Raw genomic sequence first — 17,189 nt, 5'->3', positions numbered from 1 at the left:
GTTCACAAAGTTCAATGCTATGTCAAATCATACGAAAGTCACAATCGGACACATGTATGTGAAATAGTCCACCCGAAGGAGAGCCGCCGGCGCGGCCGTGCCCCTGCTGCCCTCACTGCTCCTCGCCCCAGGCGAAGCCGTCGCGGGCGATCATGGCGCTGGAGGCGCTCGGCCCCCAGGTGCCCGCGGCGTAGGGGCGCGGTCCGGCATCGGTCTGCCAGCTGTCCAGCAGCGGCTCGACCCAGCGCCAGGCTTCCTCCTGCTCGTCGCTGCGCACGAAGAGGTTCAGCCGTCCTTCGATCACGTCCAGCAGCAGCCGCTCGTAGGCGCCGACGCGCTCGGCGCCGAAGCGCTTGTCGAAATCCAGGTCGAGCTGCACCGGCGACAGCGGCAGCATGCCGCCGTGCACGCCGCGGTGCGTGCTCACGCGCTGGTTCTGCGCCTGCGCCAGCAGGTGCAGCTCCAGGCCGTCCTTGGGCTGCAGGTTGATCACCAGCTTGTTCGCGAAGCCCGCCGGTGCGTGGAAGATCGCGTGCGGCGCGGCGCGGAAGTTCACCTCGATGCGCGCGTCGCGCGAGGCCAGCCGCTTGCCGGTGCGGATGTAGAAGGGCACGCCGGCCCAGCGCCAGTTGGCGATCTCGGCGCGCAGCGCGACGAAGGTCTCGGTGCGGCTGACCGGGTCGATGCCGGGCTCGTGCAGGTAGCCCGGCACGCGCTCGCCGTAGGCGGTGCCTGCCGTGTACTGCCCGCGCACGGCATGCAGGCCGATGCTCTCGGGCGTCCAGGCCTTGAGCGAGCGCAGCACCTTGAGCTTCTCGTCGCGCAGCGCGTCCGCATGGGCGTTGATGGGCGGCTCCATCGCCACCGCGCACAGCAGTTGCAGCGCATGGTTCTGCACCATGTCGCGCAGCGCGCCGGTCTGGTCGTAGAAGGCGCCGCGCTTCTCGACGCCCACCTCCTCGGCGATGGTGATCTGGATGTTGGCGATGTGCTCGCGCCGCCACAGCGGCTCGAACAGGGCATTGGCGAAGCGCAGCGCGAACAGGTTCTGCACCGAGGGCTTGCCCAGGTAGTGGTCGATGCGGAAGACCTGCTTCTCGGCCAGCACCTCGCGCACGGCCGCGTTGATCGCGTGGTTGGAGGCCAGGTCGTGGCCGAGCGGCTTTTCCAGCACCACGCGGGTGTTCGGCGTGTTCAGGCCGGCGGCCGCCAGTTGCTGCACGGCCTGCGTGAACAGCGAGGGCGCGGTGGCCAGGTACATCACCACGCTGTCGGCCTGGCGCGTGCGCAGCAGCGCGGCCAGGGCCGCGTAGTCGGCCGGCTGCGACAGGTCCATGCGCAGGTAGTGCAGCAGCTCGGCGAACTTGCGGAACTCCTCCGGCGTCGGCCGCTTGGCGCCTTCCACCGCCTCGAAGCGGGACTGGATCAATTCGCGGTACTGGTCGTCGGTGAGTTCGTCGCGCGCGACGCCGATGATGCGGCCGCCCGCGGGCAGGCTGCCGTGGCGGAAGGCCTGGAACAGGGCGGGCATGAGCTTGCGCCAGGCCAGATCGCCCGTACCGCCGAACAGAACGAGATCGAAACTCATCGAAACGCGACTTTCTTGAAGCTGTGCAGGCTGCCGCCCGCGTTGCGAACGCCTTGAAACTTTAACGGTAGTTCCACCGATGCTCGATACGTGCTTGCGTGGCGTAAGCTCCCTGGCCGGCCTTGCGAGGCCGTTTTTTTGTTTTACCGTCAGGCAAGAGGCATGCCCATGAAGAACTCCACCAAGACCCTCCTGGCCGGCGCCGTGCTGGCCGCCGCGTCGGCCAGCGCCAGCGCGCAGCAGGTCAACGTCATCTGCTCGGTCCAGGCCGACTGGTGCAACATGATCGCCACCGTCTATGCCCGCACCACGGGCGTGAAGATCAACCTGGCGCTCAAGGGCTCGGGCGAGGCGCTGGCCCAGCTCATCGCCGAGCGCGAGAACCCCAAGACGGACGTGTGGTTCGGCGGCACGGGCGACCCGCACCTGCAGGCGGCCGAGCAGGGCCTGACGCTGGAGTACAAGTCGCCCACGCTGTCGCAGCTCTACCCGTGGGCGCAGGACCAGGCGAAGCAGTCGGGCTACAAGACGGTGGGCATCTATTCCGGCCCGCTGGGTTTCGGCTACAACACCGAGCTGCTGGCCAAGAAGAAGCTGCCGGCGCCGAAGAGCTGGGCCGACCTGCTCAAGCCCGAGTACAAGGGCGACATCCAGGTGGCCAACCCGGCTTCCAGCGGCACCGCCTACACCATGATCGCCACGCTGGTGCAGCTCATGGGCGAGGACAAGGCCTTCGATTACCTCAAGGGCCTGCACAAGAACATCGCGGCCTACACCCGCTCCGGCACCGCGCCCATCAAGGCGGTGGCGCGCGGCGAGACGGCGGTGTCGATCAGCTTCATCCACGATGCACCGCAGGAGAAGATGCAGGGCTTCCCGGTCGAGACCGTCACGCCCTCCGAAGGCACCGGCGCCGAGATCGGCTCGATGAGCATCGTCAAGGGCGCGCGCAACATGGAGCAGGCCAAGAGGTTCTACGAGTGGGCGCTGACCCCGGCCGCGCAGGCCTTCGGCGCCGCCACCAAGCAGTACCAGCTGCCCTCGAACAAGAGCACGCCGGTGGACCCGAACGTGCCCGACTTCAAGAAGATCAAGCTGATCGACTACGACTACAAGAAGTACGGCGCCAGCGCCGAGCGCCGGCGCCTCATCGCGCGCTGGGAGAAGGAAGTCAACTCGCTGCCGAGATAAGCGGCGGTGAGGGCGCGCCGACCGAACGCCGCCGCCTGGCTGTGCATCGCCGCCGGGCTGCTGGGCTACCTGCTGCTGCCGTGGTACGCCATCCAGGACACGAGCTGGTGGCAGGCGCTGCCGGGCATCTTCTCCGAGGGTGAGGCGGCCAACGGGCTGCTGCAGGCCTCGCGCCAGGGGCGGCCCTGGCTCTACGCGGGCCTGGCGGGGCTGGGCCTCGCCGCCGTCGGCGCGCTGCTGCGACCGGGCCGCGCGCAGGGCCGCTGGCTGCTGGCCGGCGGCGCGCTGGGCGCGCTGGGGCTGGCCGCCGCCGGCTTCACCATCGGCGCGCGCGGCTGGAGCATCGCCGCCTTCAACACGCTCTTCGGCGAGCTGTCGGTCAACCAGTTCGGCATCGGCGCCGGCGGCTTCGTCGCCGTCGCGGCGCTGATCCTGCTGGCGGCCTTCGGGCTGGCGCGGCTGGGCTTCTTCCGCGGCGACCTGTTCGTCTCCGGCGCGGTGGTGGGCTGCGCGGTGCTGCTGCTGCTGTTCATCGCCTGGCCGGTGGGCAAGGCGCTGGCCGGCGCTTTCTTCGACGAGGACGGCGGCTGGTCGCTGGCGGCCTTCGCCGAGCGCATCTTCACCGCGCGCATCTGGGGGCTGGGCTGCGTCGCCGGCGGCACGAGCTGCGGCGTGGCCTGGAACACGCTGCTGCTGGCGCTGCTCACCGCCGCCGGCACCACCTTCCTCGGCACGCTGATGGCGCTGATGGCCGAGCGTGGCAGCCGCCGCTGGCAGGGGCCGCTGAAGGTCATCGCGCTGCTGCCCATCATCACGCCGCCCTTCGTGGTCGGCCTGGGCCTGATCCTGCTGTTCGGCCGCGCCGGCGTGGTCAACCAGCTGCTGGAGGCCTGGTTCGGCATCCAGCCCACGCGCTGGTTCTACGGGCTGCCGGGCATCCTCACGGCGCAGCTGTTCGCCTTCACGCCCATCGCCTTCATGATCATGCGCGGCGTGGTGCAGGGCATCGCGCCCAGCCTGGAGGAGGCGGCGCTGATGCTGCGCGCCGACCGCTGGCGCACCTTCCGCACGGTGACGCTGCCGCTGATGAAGCCCGGGCTGGCCAACGCCTTCCTGGTCGGCTTCATCGAGAGCATCGCGGACTTCGGCAACCCGGTGGTGGTGGGCGGCCAGTATTCCGTGCTGTCCACCGACATCTTCTTCGCCATCGTCGGCGCGCAGTACGACCAGGGCCGCGCGGCCTCGCTGGCCTGGGTGCTGACGCTGTTCGCGCTGACGGTGTTCGCGCTGCAGCGCGGCCTGCTGGGCAAGCAGAACTACACCACCGTGAGCGGCAAGGGCGACGCCGGCATCCCGATGCCGCTGCCGGCGGGCGTGCGCAGCATGGTCTACGCGATCGCCTTTCCGTGGATCCTGTTCACGGTGGTGGTGTACCTCTTCGCCTTCACGGGCGGCTTCGTGCAGACCTGGGGGCGCGACTACACCCTCACGCTCAACCACTTCCGCACCGCCTTCTCGCTGGAGTGGGGGCAGTTCGGGCTGGTGTGGGCGGGCACGGCGTGGAACTCGCTGTGGACCACGCTCAAGCTGGCCGGCATCTCGGCGCCCATCACCGCGGCGCTGGGCCTGCTGATCGCCTGGCTGCTGGCGCGCAACGAGTTCAAGGGGCAGGGCGTCTTCGAGTTCGCGGCGCTGCTGGCCTTCGCCATCCCGGGCACGGTGCTGGGCGTGAGCTACATCCTGGCCTTCAACGTGCCGCCGCTGGAGCTGACGGGCACCGGGCTCATCATCGTGCTGTGCTTCATGTTCCGCAACCTGCCGGTGGGTGTGCGGGCGGGCACGGCGGCCTTCAAGCAGATCGACCGCTCGCTGGACGAGGCGTCGCTGATGCTGCGCGCCTCGACAGCGCAGACGCTGTTCAAGGTGGTGCTGCCGCTGCTCAAGCCGGCGCTGGTGGCGGCGCTGGTCTACAGCTTCGTGCGCGCGATGACGACGGTGAGCGCGGTGATCTTCCTCGTCACCGCCGAGAACGAGCTGGCCACCACCTACATCATCGGCCGCGTCGGCAACGGCGACTACGGCGTGGCGCTGGCCTACTGCACGGTGCTGATCGTGCTGATGTCGCTGGCCACCGCGCTGATCCAGGTGCTGGTGGGCGAGCGGCGGCTGGGGCGGCGCAAGGCCGGCACGGCGGCGGCCACCGTCGCCACACCGGCGTGAGTCAAGAAAGAACGGGTCTGCACATGAGCAACGGCATCGAATTCCGCAACGTCACCAAGCGCTACGGCACCGACGGCAGCGCGCCGCTGGCCGTCAAGGGCATCAGCTTCGAGGTACCGCAGGGCACGCTGGCCACCATCCTCGGCCCCTCGGGCTGCGGCAAGACCACCACGCTGCGCATGATCGCGGGCCTGGAGTCGCCCACCTCGGGCCAGATTCTCATGGGCGGGCGCGACGTGACCACGCTCGGCCCCGGCGAGCGCAACGTGTCGATGATGTTCCAGAGCTACGCGCTGTTCCCGCACATGGACGTGCGCGAGAACGTCGCCTACGGCCTGCGCATGAGCGGCATGAAGAAGGCCGACGCGCTGGCGCGCGCCACCGAGGCGCTGCGCGGCGTCGGCCTGGTCGGTTTCGACGAGCGACTGCCCAGCGAGCTGTCGGGCGGCCAGCAGCAGCGCGTGGCGCTGGCGCGCGCGCTGGTGCTGGAGCCGGCGGTGCTGCTGTTCGACGAGCCGCTGTCCAACCTCGACGCGCGGCTGCGCCGCGAGATGCGCGAGGAGATCCGCGCCATCCAGCAGCGCCTGAAGCTCACCGTGGCCTACGTCACGCACGACCAGAGTGAGGCGCTGGCGGTGAGCGACCAGATCATCGTGATGGACCACGGCGTGATCGCCCAGCGCGGCACGCCCGAGTCGCTCTACAACCGGCCCGAGAGCGAGTTCGTCGCCGGCTTCATGGGCGAGGCGCTGGTCTTCCCCGGCATGGCGCAGGCCGACGGCCACGTGACGCTGGGCCCGCTCACGCTGACGCCGCGCTATGCGGTGCCCACCGGCGTGGTCAAGGTCGCGGTGCGGCCCGAGGCGTGGCAGATCGGCGCGGCCATCGGCCTGCCGGCCACCTGCGCCAAGGCCTCGTACCTGGGCAACGGCTACGAGTACAGCTTCGACACTCCGCTCGGCCCGGTGTTCGTGGTCTCCGGCGACCTGATGCGCCCGCTGGCGCCCGGCGCGCAGACCGTGCTGGGCCTGGGGCAGCAGGGCGTGTCCGTGGTGCCGCAGCCGGCCGGCTGAAGCGCCCCCGCGGGCCGGAGGACAATGCCGGCCCATGAATGTGGTGTTCGACCTGGGGGCGGTGCTCATCGACTGGGAGCCCGCGCGGCTGGTGCAGGCGCACTTCCCGGACCGCGCGGGGGACGAGGCCGCTGCCGCGGCGCTGGCCAAGGCGCTGTTCCATCACGAGGACTGGCTGGCCTTCGACAGCGGCCTGCGCAGCGCGGCGGAGGTCGTCCAGCGCAGCGCGGCCCGGCTCGGCCTGCCGGTGGCGGCGCTGCGCGAGCTGATCGAGCCGCTGGGCGAGCGGCTGGCGCCCATCCCCGAGACGCTGGCGCTGCTGCGCGACCTGCGCGCGCGGCGCGAGGCGCAGGGCAGCCCGCGGCTGTTCTACCTCTCCAACATGCCGGCGCCGTACGCGCGGGCGCTGGAGCGGCGCTTCGACTTCTTCGGCTGGTTCGACGGCGGCGTGTTCTCGGGCGACGCCAAGCGGGCCAAGCCGCACGAGGAGATCTACCAGTTGCTGGCCTGGCGCCACGGCCTGGAGCCGGCGCGCACGCTGTTCATCGACGATGCCGTCGCCAACGTGGAGATGGCGCGGGCGCTGGGTTGGCGCGCCATCCACTGCACCTCGCCGGCCGCGCTGCCGCGCGAGCTGATGCGGCAGCTCGAAGCGATGGAGGCCGGCGCGGCGCGCTGACTGACCCGGTGGCGCGGCCTCAGGCCGCGGCGGGCGAGGGCGCGGGGCGCACCACGCGGTCCACGTCGAAGCCCAGGGTGCGTGCGTAGTCCAGCTCGGCGTCCAGCGCGGCCGCGTCCATCCGCGGGGCGCGCGAGAGCACCCACAGGCAGCGCCGGTCCGGCGTGCCGACCAGCGCCACCTCGTAGTCGCGGTCCAGCTTGAGGATCCAGTACTCGCCCCAGGCCAGCGGCAGCCAGCCCAGCCAGTCGGGCGCGAAGCACACCTGCAGCCGCCCGGCGCCCGGCAGTCCCGCCACCGGCACCGCGCGGGCCCGGCCCACGGCCTCGTCGACGCGGCCGTCCTCCCGCTCGCAGCGGTTGACGACCCGCAGCGAGCCGTCGGGCTGCGGCGTGTACTCGGCGGTGGCGTTGCCGGCGCAGTCGGCCTCGAAGCGGTTGGGCAGGCGCGCCTGCTCGTGCCACAGGCCCGCATAGCGCTTCAGGTCCACCGGCGCGACCACCTGCAGCGGTGCACGCATCAGCGGCGCGCCGTCCGCCGGGCCGGCCGGCCGGTGCTGCCTGCGCGCAGCGCGCAGCGCATACAGCGCCGCCACGCCGCCCGCGCAGAAGGCCGCGGCCAGCAGGCCGATGCGGTGGCTGGTGGCGTCGTCGTTGAAGGCGTCGGGGGGCAGGGTGCGGTCGGGCATGCGGTCTCCAGGGGGAAGGGCGTGACGAAAAGCAGGCACCTTCACCCTATCGCGGCGACCGGCGGCGCCGTGTCAGCCGCAGGCCACTGCGCGTGTGCGGCAGGCCCCTCAGTGCGTCGCCGGCGGCGGGCCGCCGCGCCCGGGCGCCACGCCGGCGCCGCGCACTTCCACCCGCACGCTGTCCAGCACGCGGCCCTGCGCATCGGCCAGCTCGACGACGTGCCGCCCCGGCCAGGGCAGCCACTGCGCGCGCGGGCCGCGGGCGACGGTGTGCCCGCTGATGCGCCACTGCGCGCCGGCGCCGGCCGCATCGGCCTCGAAGCGCACGCGCTGGTGGCGCGGCGGGATGTCCGGGTCCAGCGCCAGCAGCGTGCCGTCCGCCGGCGCGGTGATGCGTGCGGGCGGCGGCTCGCCGGCCGGGCCGGCACCGGCGGCGATGCCCTCCAGCGCGAAGAGGGGCTGCTCGGTGCCGGCGATGAACCACTCGCCGCGCGCCGCCTCGATGGGCTGGCCGCTCCAGTCGCCGAAGCGCACCGCCGCCTGGCGCAGGCCCGGCGGCGGCGCCGGCGCCCGGCTGGGCTCGCGCGCGTGCAGGAAGCGCATCAGTTCGGCCCACACGGGCGCCGCGCCGCTGGTGCCGCTCACGTCCCACATCGGCGCGCCGCCGGCGTTGCCCACCCACACGCCGACCGTGTAGCGCTGGGACCAGCCCACGGCCCAGTTGTCGCGCATGTCCTTGCTGGTGCCGGTCTTCACCGCGCTCCAGAAGCGCGTGCCGAGCACGCTGTCGGGACCGAAGGTGCGCACGCGGGCGTTGGCGTCCGAGAGGATGTCGCCGACGATGAAGGCGGCGCGCGGGTCGAGCGCGGCGGCGAACGCCGGCGCCTCGCCGGCGGCCGGCGGCAGCACGCGCGTGGGGCTGAAGCGCCCCCCGTTGGCCAGCGTTCGGAAGGCGTTCGCCAGTTGCAGCAGCGTCACCTCGGCGCTGCCCAGCGCCAGGCTGTAGCCGTAGTAGTCGCCGCTTTGCGCCAGCGCGATGCCGGCCGCGCGCAACTGCCGCGCGAAGCCCTCGGGCGAGACCATCACCAGCGTGCGCACCGCAGGCACGTTGAGCGAGGCCGCCAGCGCGGTGCGCACCGACACCGGCCCCTTGAAACGACGGTCGTAGTTCTGCGGGATGTACAGGCCGCCGGGCGTGGCGATCTGGGCCGACGAGTCCTCCAGCAGCGAGGCGGCCGTGAGGCGCCGCTCGGCGATGGCCTGCGCGTACAGCAGCGGCTTGAGGGTGGAGCCGGGCTGGCGCGGCGCCAGCACCGCGTCGACCTCGCGGGCGGCGCTCAGCTCGCCCGAGGAGCCGACCCAGGCCAGCACCTCGCCGCTGGCGTTGTCGAGCACGACGAGCGCGCCGTCCTCCACGTTGCGGTCGCGCAGCTCGCGCAGGTGGCGCTGCAGCGTGGCCAGGGCGAAGCGCTGCAGCGGGGCGCGCAGGGTGGTGTGCAGTTCGGTCGGCACGGGGGCGCCGCCGGCGTTCGTCTCGCGGGCCGCGCGCAGCGCCTGCCGCGCCAGGTGCGGCGCGATGCCCTCGCTGGCCTCGAAGGCGCGGCGCTGCAGCGCCGCGGCGGTGAACATGTCGACCGCGGCGCAGTCGGAGAATGTGGCCCCCACGCTCGGCACTTCGTGTCCTCGCTGCCCCCCGAGGGGGCGCGGGCTTGCTTGGGGCGGCCCGGCGCTGCGCCCCGCCGGCTGCATGGCGCGCAGCACCTCGCAGGCGCGCTGCGCCACCCGCGCGGGCGAGGCGTTGGGCGCGCGCACCAGCGCGGCGGCCACCGCGGCCTCGCGCGCCTGCAGGCCGTGCGGCGCCTTGCCGAACAGCGTGCGCGAGAGCGCGTCGATGCCCACCAGCTCGCCGCGGAAGGGCACCAGGTTGAGGTACGCCTCCAGGATCTGGTCCTTGCGCCAGCCGCGCTCCAGCTGCGTGGCGGTGTAGGCCTGGTCGATCTTCTGCCCCAGGCTGCGGCCGCCGCCGGCGCGGCGCAGGTCCTCGTCGAGCAGGCCGGCCAGTTGCATGGTGATGGTGGAGGCGCCGCGCGTGCGCGTGTGCCACAGGTTGGCCCAGGCGGCGGCCGAGACGGCGCGCCAGTCCACGCCGCTGTGCTCCCAGAAGCGCTTGTCCTCGCTCATCACCAGCGCGGTGCGCAGCGCGGGCGAGACCTCGGCCAGCGGCACCCAGCGGCCGCGCCGCACGGTGGCGTCGGTGCGCAGGCGCTGCAGCGGCTCGCCGGCGCGGTCCAGCACCTGGATGTCGGAGGGGCGCCAGGCGGCGCGCACGTCGTCGAAGCGCTCCAGCGCGAAGGCGCCGGCCGCGGCGTGCGCCAGCAGCGCGGCGGCCAGCGCGCGGCGCAGAAAGGTCGAGACGGGGGGAGGCGGGACGGACAACATGGCGCGGGGAATGCCCGGACTGTAAGGCCCGGCCCGCGCCGTTCAGCGGGCCGCGCCGGCCGCGGGCTCCTGTGCGCCGCTGCTGGAGGCGGACGCCTCGGCACCGCGCGCCGCCGACAGCGACCAGACGCTGTCCACCGACCCCTGGCGCACCCGCCGCGCGGTGGCGCGCGCCATCCACGCCAGGCCCAGCGCGCCGGCCAGCGCCACCGCGTCCACGCCCAGCGCCGCGGCGCTGCCGTGCGCCCAGGGGCCGATGCCGGGCAGCAGCCAGCCGGCCAGGGTGGTCAGCGGGATGGCGGCGGTGCACAGCGCCGCCGCCCACAGCAGCGCCGGCGCCGCCCGCGCCGCGCCGCGCGCGAAGGCCCAGCCCACCGCGCCGAGGAACACCGCGTAGTACACGCCCATGTGCCAGGCGTCCAGGTCCTGAACGCGCCCGTGCAGCCACTTGCCCGCCGCCAGCGTGGCCGAGATGCCCGCCACGCAGCCGATGCACACGCCCACCGTCGCCGCGGCCATCAGGAAGGTGGAGCGCTTCTGCACCACCAGCGCGCCCCTGCCGCGGTCGGCCTTGCGGCGCGACTCCACCCACAGCAGGTTGCCGGAATAGAAGAGGAAGGCGCCCGCCAGCCCGAGCAGGAAGTACATCCACTGCACCGGCGTGCCGCCGAAGGTGGCGAAGTGCAGGCTGAAGAAGCTGACGATGGTGGCGTCGGCAGCGGTCTGCCGACCCGGCAGGTACTCGGTGCTGCGCACCTGGCCGGTGTACGGGTCGAGCAGCGCGAAGCCGCCGTTGACGCTGCGCTGGACGGTGGTGGCGTCGCGCACCCACACGCGCACCGCGGCGCGCGGCGTGGTCGGCTGCACGTAGTCCAGCGCCACCGGCACCAGCGTGGGCGACAGCGCCTGCACCCGCGCCACCAGCTCGGCCGGCGGCAGCATGGTGTTCACGTCGCGCGGCGGGGGCGGCGGGCCCTTGGGCGGCGTGCGGCTCCACAGGCGCTCCCACTGGCCCTGGTAGAGCACCGTGTCCTGCACCGCGTAGATGCCGTCGTGGAAGGCGAACACCGCCGCCGACAGCGCCATGATCACGTGGAAGGGCAGGCTGACGATGCCGATCACGTTGTGCGCGTCCAGCCACATGCGCTTGAGGTTCCTGCCCAGGCGCAGCGCGAAGAAGTCCTTCACCAGCGTGGGCAGCAGCACGATCACGCCCGAGACCAGCGCCACCGCGTACAGCGCGCTGATCACGCCCATCACCCAGCGGCTGGGGTCGTTGTCGAAGGGCAGGCCGACCACACGGTGCAGCACGTCGATGAACTCGGCCACGCGCGACTGCTTGGTCTCCTCGATCAGCGGCGCGCCGTCGGCCTGCAGCGTGGCGAGGTAGTGGCGGTCGTTCGAGCGGTCGTGGTCGTCGCCGCCCTGGGGCCGCTCGGTCCAGCCCATGCGCGCGGGCACGTGCTCGGTCTCCAGCAGGTGGATCTGGAAGCTCTTGGCCGCCGCCGGGTGCGCGGCCAGCGTGCGGGCGATGAGCTGCGGCGCCTCGTCCAGCGGCACCGCCGCCGCGCCGGGCGAGGGCGCGGCCACCCAGCGGGCGATCGGTTCCTTGAAGACGGTGAGCGCGCCGGCGTAGAAGGCGATGAACAGCGCCATGCCGGCGACGATGCCGGTCCAGGTGTGGACGGTCTTGTAGAGGCGGATGACGTCTGCGCGCATGTGGGGCCCTTTTCTTTTTTCTTCTAGATGAAACGCAGCGCGGCCCAGAGGCCGAACACCGCCGCGTTGGCCGCGCCCAGCCACAGCCAGGCGCGTGCGCCGCTGCCGAAGAGGAAGCACAGGCTCAGCACGCCGAACCACACCGGCGGCACCAGCCACATGGAGAGCTGGCCGCGCGTGGCCAGCGGCAGGGCCTGCGTGGCCAGGTCGAGCAGCCCGCTGACGGCCACCGCCAGGGTGAAGCCCAGCAGGGTGCCGGCGATGCTCTTGGACAGCCAGTCGCGGCGGATCGGCGGCGCCTTCACCTTGGTGTTCATTCCTTCACCTCGTGCAGGTTCCGCAGCGCGCCCAGGTACGGCAGCAGCACGAACAGCAGCATCGCCCAGGTACAGAACACGAACACCGCCGTCACCGGCCGCAGCGCCGCGAACAGGGCCGCCAGCCCGCCGGCCAGCAGCAGCGCGCCGGCGATGCGCGCCGGCCACGCGGGCCAGCGGCGCGCCAGCAGCCGCTGGTGCTCGGCGCCCAGGTACACGCTCAGGCAGCCCGCCAGTGCGAGCGCCAGGCCGAGGGCGAGGGCAGGGGGCATGGCTGCGTCCTCAGAAATCGACCGAGGCCGACAGCAGGAAGGTGCGCGGCGCACCCAGGATCGCCAGGCCGTCGCGCCAGCTCGCGTCCCAGTAGGCGCGGTTGGTGGCGTTCTGCAGCGTGGCACGGAAGGTGACCGGGTAGCTGGCGAGTTGCGTCGCGTAGCGGGCGCCCAGGTCCAGGCGCGTCCAGGAGGGCGCGCGCTGCGTGTTGGCGGCGTTGATCCAGGCGGCGCTGTTGTAGATCACGGTCCCCGACAGTGTCAGGCCGGCCACGCCGGGCACGTCCCATTCGCCGCCCAGGTTGACCTTCCACTTGGGCGAGCCCGGCGGCGTGTTGCCCTGGTTCACGCCGCGGGCGGTGCGGGTCAGCTCGCCGTCGGTGAAGGCCACGCCGCCCAGCAGGCGCACGCCCTTCGTGACCTCGCCGAACACGCTCCATTCGACGCCGCGGTTGCGCTGCTCGCCCTGGCCGTCGACGTAGTACTGCGTGTCGCCGGTGTAGACGTTGATCGTGCTGGGCTTCTTGATCTGGTAGACGGCCAGGGTGTTGGTCCAGGTGCCCAGGTCCCACTTGACGCCCAGCTCCACCTGCTTGGTCTGCAGCGGCGGAATGACGTCGCCGTAGTTGGTGGCGTGGGTGTCGCTGACCAGCGAGCCGCTGGTCAGGCCCTCGATGTAGTTGCCGTACAGCGCCACGTTGGGCACCGGCTTGAACACCACGCCGAGCATGGGCGTGGTGCGCTTGGCGGCATAGCTGCTGTTGACGGCCACCAGGTTGCTCAGCGGGCTGTTGAGGTTGGCGGACAGCTGCGTGAAGCCCAGCAGCCCCACGCGCTGCTCGCGCAGGCCCAGCGTCAGCTTGAGGCGGTCGTCCAGGAAGGACATCGTGTCGGTGATGGCGTAGCTGTTCAGCGCGGTGCGCGAGCGCGGCAGCGGCAGGTAGTCGGAGCCGGTCAGCGGCACCCGCACCGGGTTGTAGATGTTGGACACGTAGGCCGGCGTGAGGCGGGTCGCGGAGCTGCCGTTCTCGATGTCCATGTCCTGGCCGCCGATGTTCCAGTCGTGCCTGACCGGCCCGGTGTGGAAGTGGCCGCGCAGGCCCGCCTCCAGCGAGCGGGTGTCGTTGTAGCCGGTGCCCGGCGGCAGCGTCGTCGGGTTCGTGCACACGCCGGGCCGCACGCCGCCGCAGAAGTTGCCCAGCGCGTCCACGTTGCGCGCGGCCGTCGAGAGGTAGCCGGTGTAGCGGTGGTGGCGCTGGCCGTAGCCCGCGTAGACCGTCAGGTTGTCCAGGATGTCCACCTCGCCGCGGAACATGCCGCCGCTGTCGGAGGCGTCCATGTAGGTGCCGGGGAAGAAGTTGGTGTTGGCCTTGGGCGCCTTGGGCACCACCGGCGTGCTGAACTGCGCGAAGATGCCGATGCCGTCGTTGGTGCGGAAGCGCTGGTCGTACAGGTCCAGCGAGAAGCGGGTGCGCTCGCCGCGGTAGTCCAGCCCCAGGCCCGCGACCCGCCGGCGGCTGCTCATGTAGTCGGTCGGGGTGTCGCCGCTCATGGTGGATGCGTTGAGGCGCACGCCCCACTGCTTGCGCTTGCCGAAGCGCCGGCCTATGTCCACCGCGCCGCCGAACTGCCGGTCGGTGGCGAAGCTGGCCGTCACGCGGGTGAGCGGGTCGTCCTCCGCCCGCTTGGGCACCACGTTGATGGTGCCGCCCACCGCGCCGGTGGGCGACTGCCCGTACAGCAGCGAGCCCGGCCCGCGCAGCACCTCCACGCGTTCGGCCAGCTCCACCGGGATGCGGCCGTAGGGCAGCACGCCGTACATGCCCGACATCGCGATGTCCTCGCCGTACGCCAGGAAGCCGCGCAGCTGGTAGAACTCCAGGCCATAGGCCGAGGGGCTGGCCTGGCGCACGGCCGGATCGGCCACCAGCACCTCGGCGATGCTGCGCGCCTGCTGGTCCTCGATGGTCTTGGCCGTGTACGAGGTGATGCTGAACGGCGCGTCCATCACGTCCACATTGCCCAGCACGCCCAGGCGCGCGCCCTTGCCGACCTGGCCGCCGGCGTACACCGGCGGTGCGCCGTACACGGAGTTGGCGGTCACCGTGGTGGCTTCCAGCGTCGGCCCGTCGGTGCCAGCGGCAGCGGTGGGCGTCGCCGTGGCGGCGGGCACGAGCCGGTAGCTGCCGTCGCCTACGGTTTCGGCGCGCAGGCCGCTGCCGGCCAGCAGCCGGGCGAGCGCCTCGTCGACCGGGAGCGAGCCCTGCACCGCCGGCGCCTGCACGCCGCGCGCCTGGTCGGCCGTGAAGGCGATGCGGGCGCCCGTCTGGCTCGACAGGGCGGCCAGTGCGCTGTCCAGCGGCTGCGCCGGCACGGCGATGGGCAGCGCGCGCGGCTGGGCGTGCAGCGCCCCGGCCGCCAGCAGTGCGGCGCACAGGGCGGCCAGGCGCGGCGCCGGGCGGCGGGAGCGGGTCGGGACGGGGCGTGCGGCGGGCACGCAGGTGCGCGGCGAGCGCAGGCGACTGGACATCAAGGTCTTCTCCTCTGGGATGTGCAGGGCACCGGCTGTCTGGCTACGCCGCGCATTGCGCACGGCGGCACCCGTTGTAGATGAGAATAATTCTAATTTGAAAACATCCTCATGACACCCGCCCGGCCAGCGCCGCCGTCAGAACGACACCGTCGCCGACACCCTGAAGGTGCGCGGCGCGCCGGGCATCACGAAGCCGTCGCCGAAGGTGCCGATCCAGTAGTTCTTGTCGGCCACGTTCTCCACGCTGGCATTGAAGCGCACCGGCGTGGCGGCGATTCGGGTGGCGTAGCTGGCCATCAGGTCCACGCGGTTCCAGGAGGGCAGGCGCAGCTTGTTGCCCGAGTCGGCCCACTGCTTGCTCGTGTAGATCAGTCGGCCGCCCACGGTCAGGCCCTGCACGGGCGTCTGCCAGTCCAGGCCGATGCGGGCCCGCCATTCGGGCACGCCGTAGGTGTCGCGGCCGGTGTTGAGCTGCTCCGACTTGATGTGGGTGATGCCGCCCAGCAGCGACACGGTGTCCGTCAGCTTGCCGAACAGGCTCCATTCCACGCCGCGCAGGCGCTGCTCGCCGCCGTCCACCAGGCGGTTGCCGGCCGCGGCGACGAAGGACGGACGCTTGATCTGGAAGGCGCTGATGGTGTGCGTCAGCTCGCCGGTCTGCAGCTTCACGCCCAGCTCCGCCTGCTTGGTGACCTTGGGCGGCAGCGCCTCGCCGGCGTTGGCGTAGGTGGAGGGCACCACCTGGCCCGGCTCCAGGCCCTCGGTGTAGTTGCCGAACAGCGAGACGGTGTCGCCCCACGGGCGCACCACGGCGGCCACCATGGGCGAGAAGCGGCTCTCGCTGTAGTCGGAGTAGGGCATCTTCACGCTCTGGTGGCGCCCGCCCACGGTCAGCAGCACCCGCTCGTCCGCGATGCTCATGGTGTCGGCCACGGCCAGCGAGCGGAAGTCGTACTTGGTGGCGACGCGGGCCGATTCGTAGCCCGTCCACAGCGGCGCCGTCGGGAACACCGGCGTCACCGGGTTGTACAGGTTGGTGACGTAGCAGTAGTTGCAGGCGGTGTTGTTGGTGCCTTCCTTGATGCGCAGCACGTTGGCCGAGAACTGGAGGCGGTGCTTGACGGGGCCGGTGTCGAACCTGCCGATCACGCCCGCCTCGGCGGTGCGGCGCTCGGAGCGGGTGTCCACGTTGTAGATGGCGCCGCGGGTGGTGCCGTCCAGCCCGACGACGATGGCCCGCGTGCCGAACATCAGGCCCTGGCCGGTGGAGTTGGAGCCGCCCGCGGCCACGTAGCCCTGCCAGTTCTGCGTGAAGTCGAATTCGGCGCGGGCCAGCGCGCCGGTGTTGTGGTAGCGGCCGTGGGTGCCGCGGAACATGTTGGTGTCGCCGTCGGGCGGTGCCAGCAGCACGCCCAGCGCGGGCGCCGCCCGCAGCGCGGTGCGCGTGGGCGACGCCGCCGCCGATACGGCGGGCGCTGCCGAGGTGAAGCTGAACATGCCCGGGCTGCCGTTGTCGATCGTGTTCACGCTGTCGTACAGGTCCAGCGAGACGCGCGCGCGGTCGCCCAGGTAGTCCAGCCCGAGCGAGGCCATGCGGCGCTTCTGCTGCTCGTCCTGGGCGCCCATCTCGCCCTTGCCGTAGACGCCGTTGAAGCGGATGCCCAGGCGCTGCTCCTCGCCGAAGCGCTTGCCCAGGTCGGCATGCAGCTGGCCGTAGGAGTGCGAGCCGTAGGTCATCGTCAGCTCCGCCAGCGGCTTGACCAGCGCGCGCTTGGTCACCATGTTGACGGTGCCCGCCACGCTGGAGGCCGGCGGCATGCCCGAGAGCAGCACGTTCGGGCCGCGCAGCACCTCGACCCGCTCGAACAGCTCGATCGGCACCTGGTTGGCCGGGGCGATGCCGTACAGGCCGTTGGTGGCGATGTCGATCGCCGTCATGTCCAGCCCGCGCAGGTTGAAGTTCTGCAGCATGTGGCCCTTGTTGGTCGTGAAGACCACGGCCGAGTCGTTCTCCAGCACGTCCTGCAGCGTCAGCGCCGACCAGTCCTCCGCCAGTTCGCGCGCGTAGGCGTTCACGTGCACCGGCGCATCGACGATGGAGGTGGCGCCCAGGATGCCCAGGCGGGCGCCCTTGGCGGCCTTGCGGCCCGGCGCCAGCTTCGGCAGGTCCTCGCGCTCGTACCTGTCGCGCACGTAGACCTGCTCGAGCATGCCGACCGCGGCGGGCTCCGCCGGCGCGGGCTCCGTCTGCGCCGCCGCGAAGGCAGGGAGGGCCAGCAGCGCCAGGACGATGGGGTTGGGCCGGGGGCGGCGGTGGGCGGATGGCATGGCTTCGGACTCCTCTTCGATGCGGATTCGGGGGCAACCGGGTTCGGCGAGGAGGCGTGCGGCGGCCACGGGGGCGCGGCGGGCGCACCCGTCCGGGCTTTCAGGGCCCGTTCTCCTCGGAGCAGTGGTTGGGGACGCTGGC

At 72.1% G+C, this 17,189-nt stretch carries 12 protein-coding genes; 4 read left to right on the top strand and 8 right to left on the bottom strand.

The window, feature by feature from the left end:
- Positions 1-112 precede the first annotated feature (112 nt).
- Positions 113-1,588, bottom strand: a complete 1,476-nt coding sequence (zwf, locus tag ACIY1X_RS05675; RefSeq protein ID WP_038207510.1) for a glucose-6-phosphate dehydrogenase — start codon at positions 1,586-1,588, stop codon at positions 113-115.
- A 168-nt stretch (positions 1,589-1,756) separates the two neighbouring features.
- Between zwf and ACIY1X_RS05670 the strand changes: the two genes are divergently transcribed.
- The 4 genes from ACIY1X_RS05670 to ACIY1X_RS05655 are packed head-to-tail and all read left to right on the top strand — an operon-like array spanning position 1,757 to position 6,751.
- Entirely contained in the window at positions 1,757-2,779 is a 1,023-nt protein-coding gene (locus tag ACIY1X_RS05670; protein ID WP_399678766.1) for an ABC transporter substrate-binding protein, read from the top strand.
- 6 nt (positions 2,780-2,785) lie between these two features.
- On the top strand, positions 2,786-4,999 hold the full coding sequence (locus ACIY1X_RS05665) for an ABC transporter permease (protein ID WP_399678764.1): 2,214 nt from the start codon (positions 2,786-2,788) through the stop codon (positions 4,997-4,999).
- 23 nt (positions 5,000-5,022) lie between these two features.
- Complete coding sequence (locus ACIY1X_RS05660) at positions 5,023-6,072, top strand: ABC transporter ATP-binding protein (RefSeq protein ID WP_399678761.1); 1,050 nt, start codon at positions 5,023-5,025, stop codon at positions 6,070-6,072.
- A gap of 34 nt (positions 6,073-6,106) precedes the next feature.
- Complete coding sequence (locus ACIY1X_RS05655) at positions 6,107-6,751, top strand: HAD family hydrolase (RefSeq protein ID WP_399678760.1); 645 nt, start codon at positions 6,107-6,109, stop codon at positions 6,749-6,751.
- A gap of 19 nt (positions 6,752-6,770) precedes the next feature.
- Here the strand turns inward: ACIY1X_RS05655 and ACIY1X_RS05650 are convergent, their stop codons facing one another.
- The 7 genes from ACIY1X_RS05650 to ACIY1X_RS05620 form a co-directional block, all read right to left on the bottom strand.
- On the bottom strand, positions 6,771-7,439 hold the full coding sequence (locus tag ACIY1X_RS05650; RefSeq protein ID WP_399678758.1) for a lipocalin family protein: 669 nt from the start codon (positions 7,437-7,439) through the stop codon (positions 6,771-6,773).
- 108 nt (positions 7,440-7,547) lie between these two features.
- Positions 7,548-9,878, bottom strand: a complete 2,331-nt coding sequence (locus tag ACIY1X_RS05645; protein ID WP_399678755.1) for a transglycosylase domain-containing protein — start codon at positions 9,876-9,878, stop codon at positions 7,548-7,550.
- 42 nt (positions 9,879-9,920) lie between these two features.
- Complete coding sequence (locus ACIY1X_RS05640; protein WP_399678753.1) at positions 9,921-11,597, bottom strand: PepSY-associated TM helix domain-containing protein; 1,677 nt, start codon at positions 11,595-11,597, stop codon at positions 9,921-9,923.
- A 23-nt stretch (positions 11,598-11,620) separates the two neighbouring features.
- Positions 11,621-11,914, bottom strand: coding sequence for a hypothetical protein (locus tag ACIY1X_RS05635; RefSeq protein ID WP_038207520.1), 294 nt, complete (start codon positions 11,912-11,914; stop codon positions 11,621-11,623).
- On the bottom strand, positions 11,911-12,186 hold the full coding sequence (locus ACIY1X_RS05630; RefSeq protein WP_038207523.1) for a hypothetical protein: 276 nt from the start codon (positions 12,184-12,186) through the stop codon (positions 11,911-11,913). The genes ACIY1X_RS05635 and ACIY1X_RS05630 overlap by 4 nt, the downstream gene beginning before the upstream one ends.
- Positions 12,187-12,196: 10 nt before the next feature.
- A complete protein-coding gene (locus ACIY1X_RS05625) occupies positions 12,197-14,716 on the bottom strand; it encodes a TonB-dependent siderophore receptor (protein ID WP_399678770.1) in 2,520 nt (839 codons plus the stop codon).
- A gap of 138 nt (positions 14,717-14,854) precedes the next feature.
- A complete protein-coding gene (locus tag ACIY1X_RS05620) occupies positions 14,855-17,047 on the bottom strand; it encodes a TonB-dependent receptor (protein WP_399678751.1) in 2,193 nt (730 codons plus the stop codon).
- Positions 17,048-17,189: the final 142 nt, after the last annotated feature.

Source organism: Xenophilus sp., from assembly GCF_044462705.1.
Lineage (GTDB): Bacteria > Pseudomonadota > Gammaproteobacteria > Burkholderiales > Burkholderiaceae_C > Xenophilus > Xenophilus azovorans.
The sequence above is the reverse complement of the archived record's forward strand: the minus strand, read 5'-3'. Positions and strand labels throughout refer to the sequence as shown.

Bases quoted from the DNA above. Each gene is read 5' to 3' on its own strand.
- zwf (WP_038207510.1), bottom strand. From the start codon at position 1,588: ATGAGTTTCGATCTCGTTCTGTTCGGCGGTACGGGCGATCTGGCCTGG.
- ACIY1X_RS05670 (WP_399678766.1), top strand. From the start codon at position 1,757: ATGAAGAACTCCACCAAGACCCTCCTGGCCGGCGCCGTGCTGGCCGCC.
- ACIY1X_RS05660 (WP_399678761.1), top strand. From the start codon at position 5,023: ATGAGCAACGGCATCGAATTCCGCAACGTCACCAAGCGCTACGGCACC.
- ACIY1X_RS05655 (WP_399678760.1), top strand. From the start codon at position 6,107: ATGAATGTGGTGTTCGACCTGGGGGCGGTGCTCATCGACTGGGAGCCC.
- ACIY1X_RS05650 (WP_399678758.1), bottom strand. From the start codon at position 7,439: ATGCCCGACCGCACCCTGCCCCCCGACGCCTTCAACGACGACGCCACC.
- ACIY1X_RS05645 (WP_399678755.1), bottom strand. From the start codon at position 9,878: ATGTTGTCCGTCCCGCCTCCCCCCGTCTCGACCTTTCTGCGCCGCGCG.
- ACIY1X_RS05640 (WP_399678753.1), bottom strand. From the start codon at position 11,597: ATGCGCGCAGACGTCATCCGCCTCTACAAGACCGTCCACACCTGGACC.
- ACIY1X_RS05635 (WP_038207520.1), bottom strand. From the start codon at position 11,914: ATGAACACCAAGGTGAAGGCGCCGCCGATCCGCCGCGACTGGCTGTCC.
- ACIY1X_RS05630 (WP_038207523.1), bottom strand. From the start codon at position 12,186: ATGCCCCCTGCCCTCGCCCTCGGCCTGGCGCTCGCACTGGCGGGCTGC.
- ACIY1X_RS05625 (WP_399678770.1), bottom strand. From the start codon at position 14,716: ATGTCCAGTCGCCTGCGCTCGCCGCGCACCTGCGTGCCCGCCGCACGC.
- ACIY1X_RS05620 (WP_399678751.1), bottom strand. From the start codon at position 17,047: ATGCCATCCGCCCACCGCCGCCCCCGGCCCAACCCCATCGTCCTGGCG.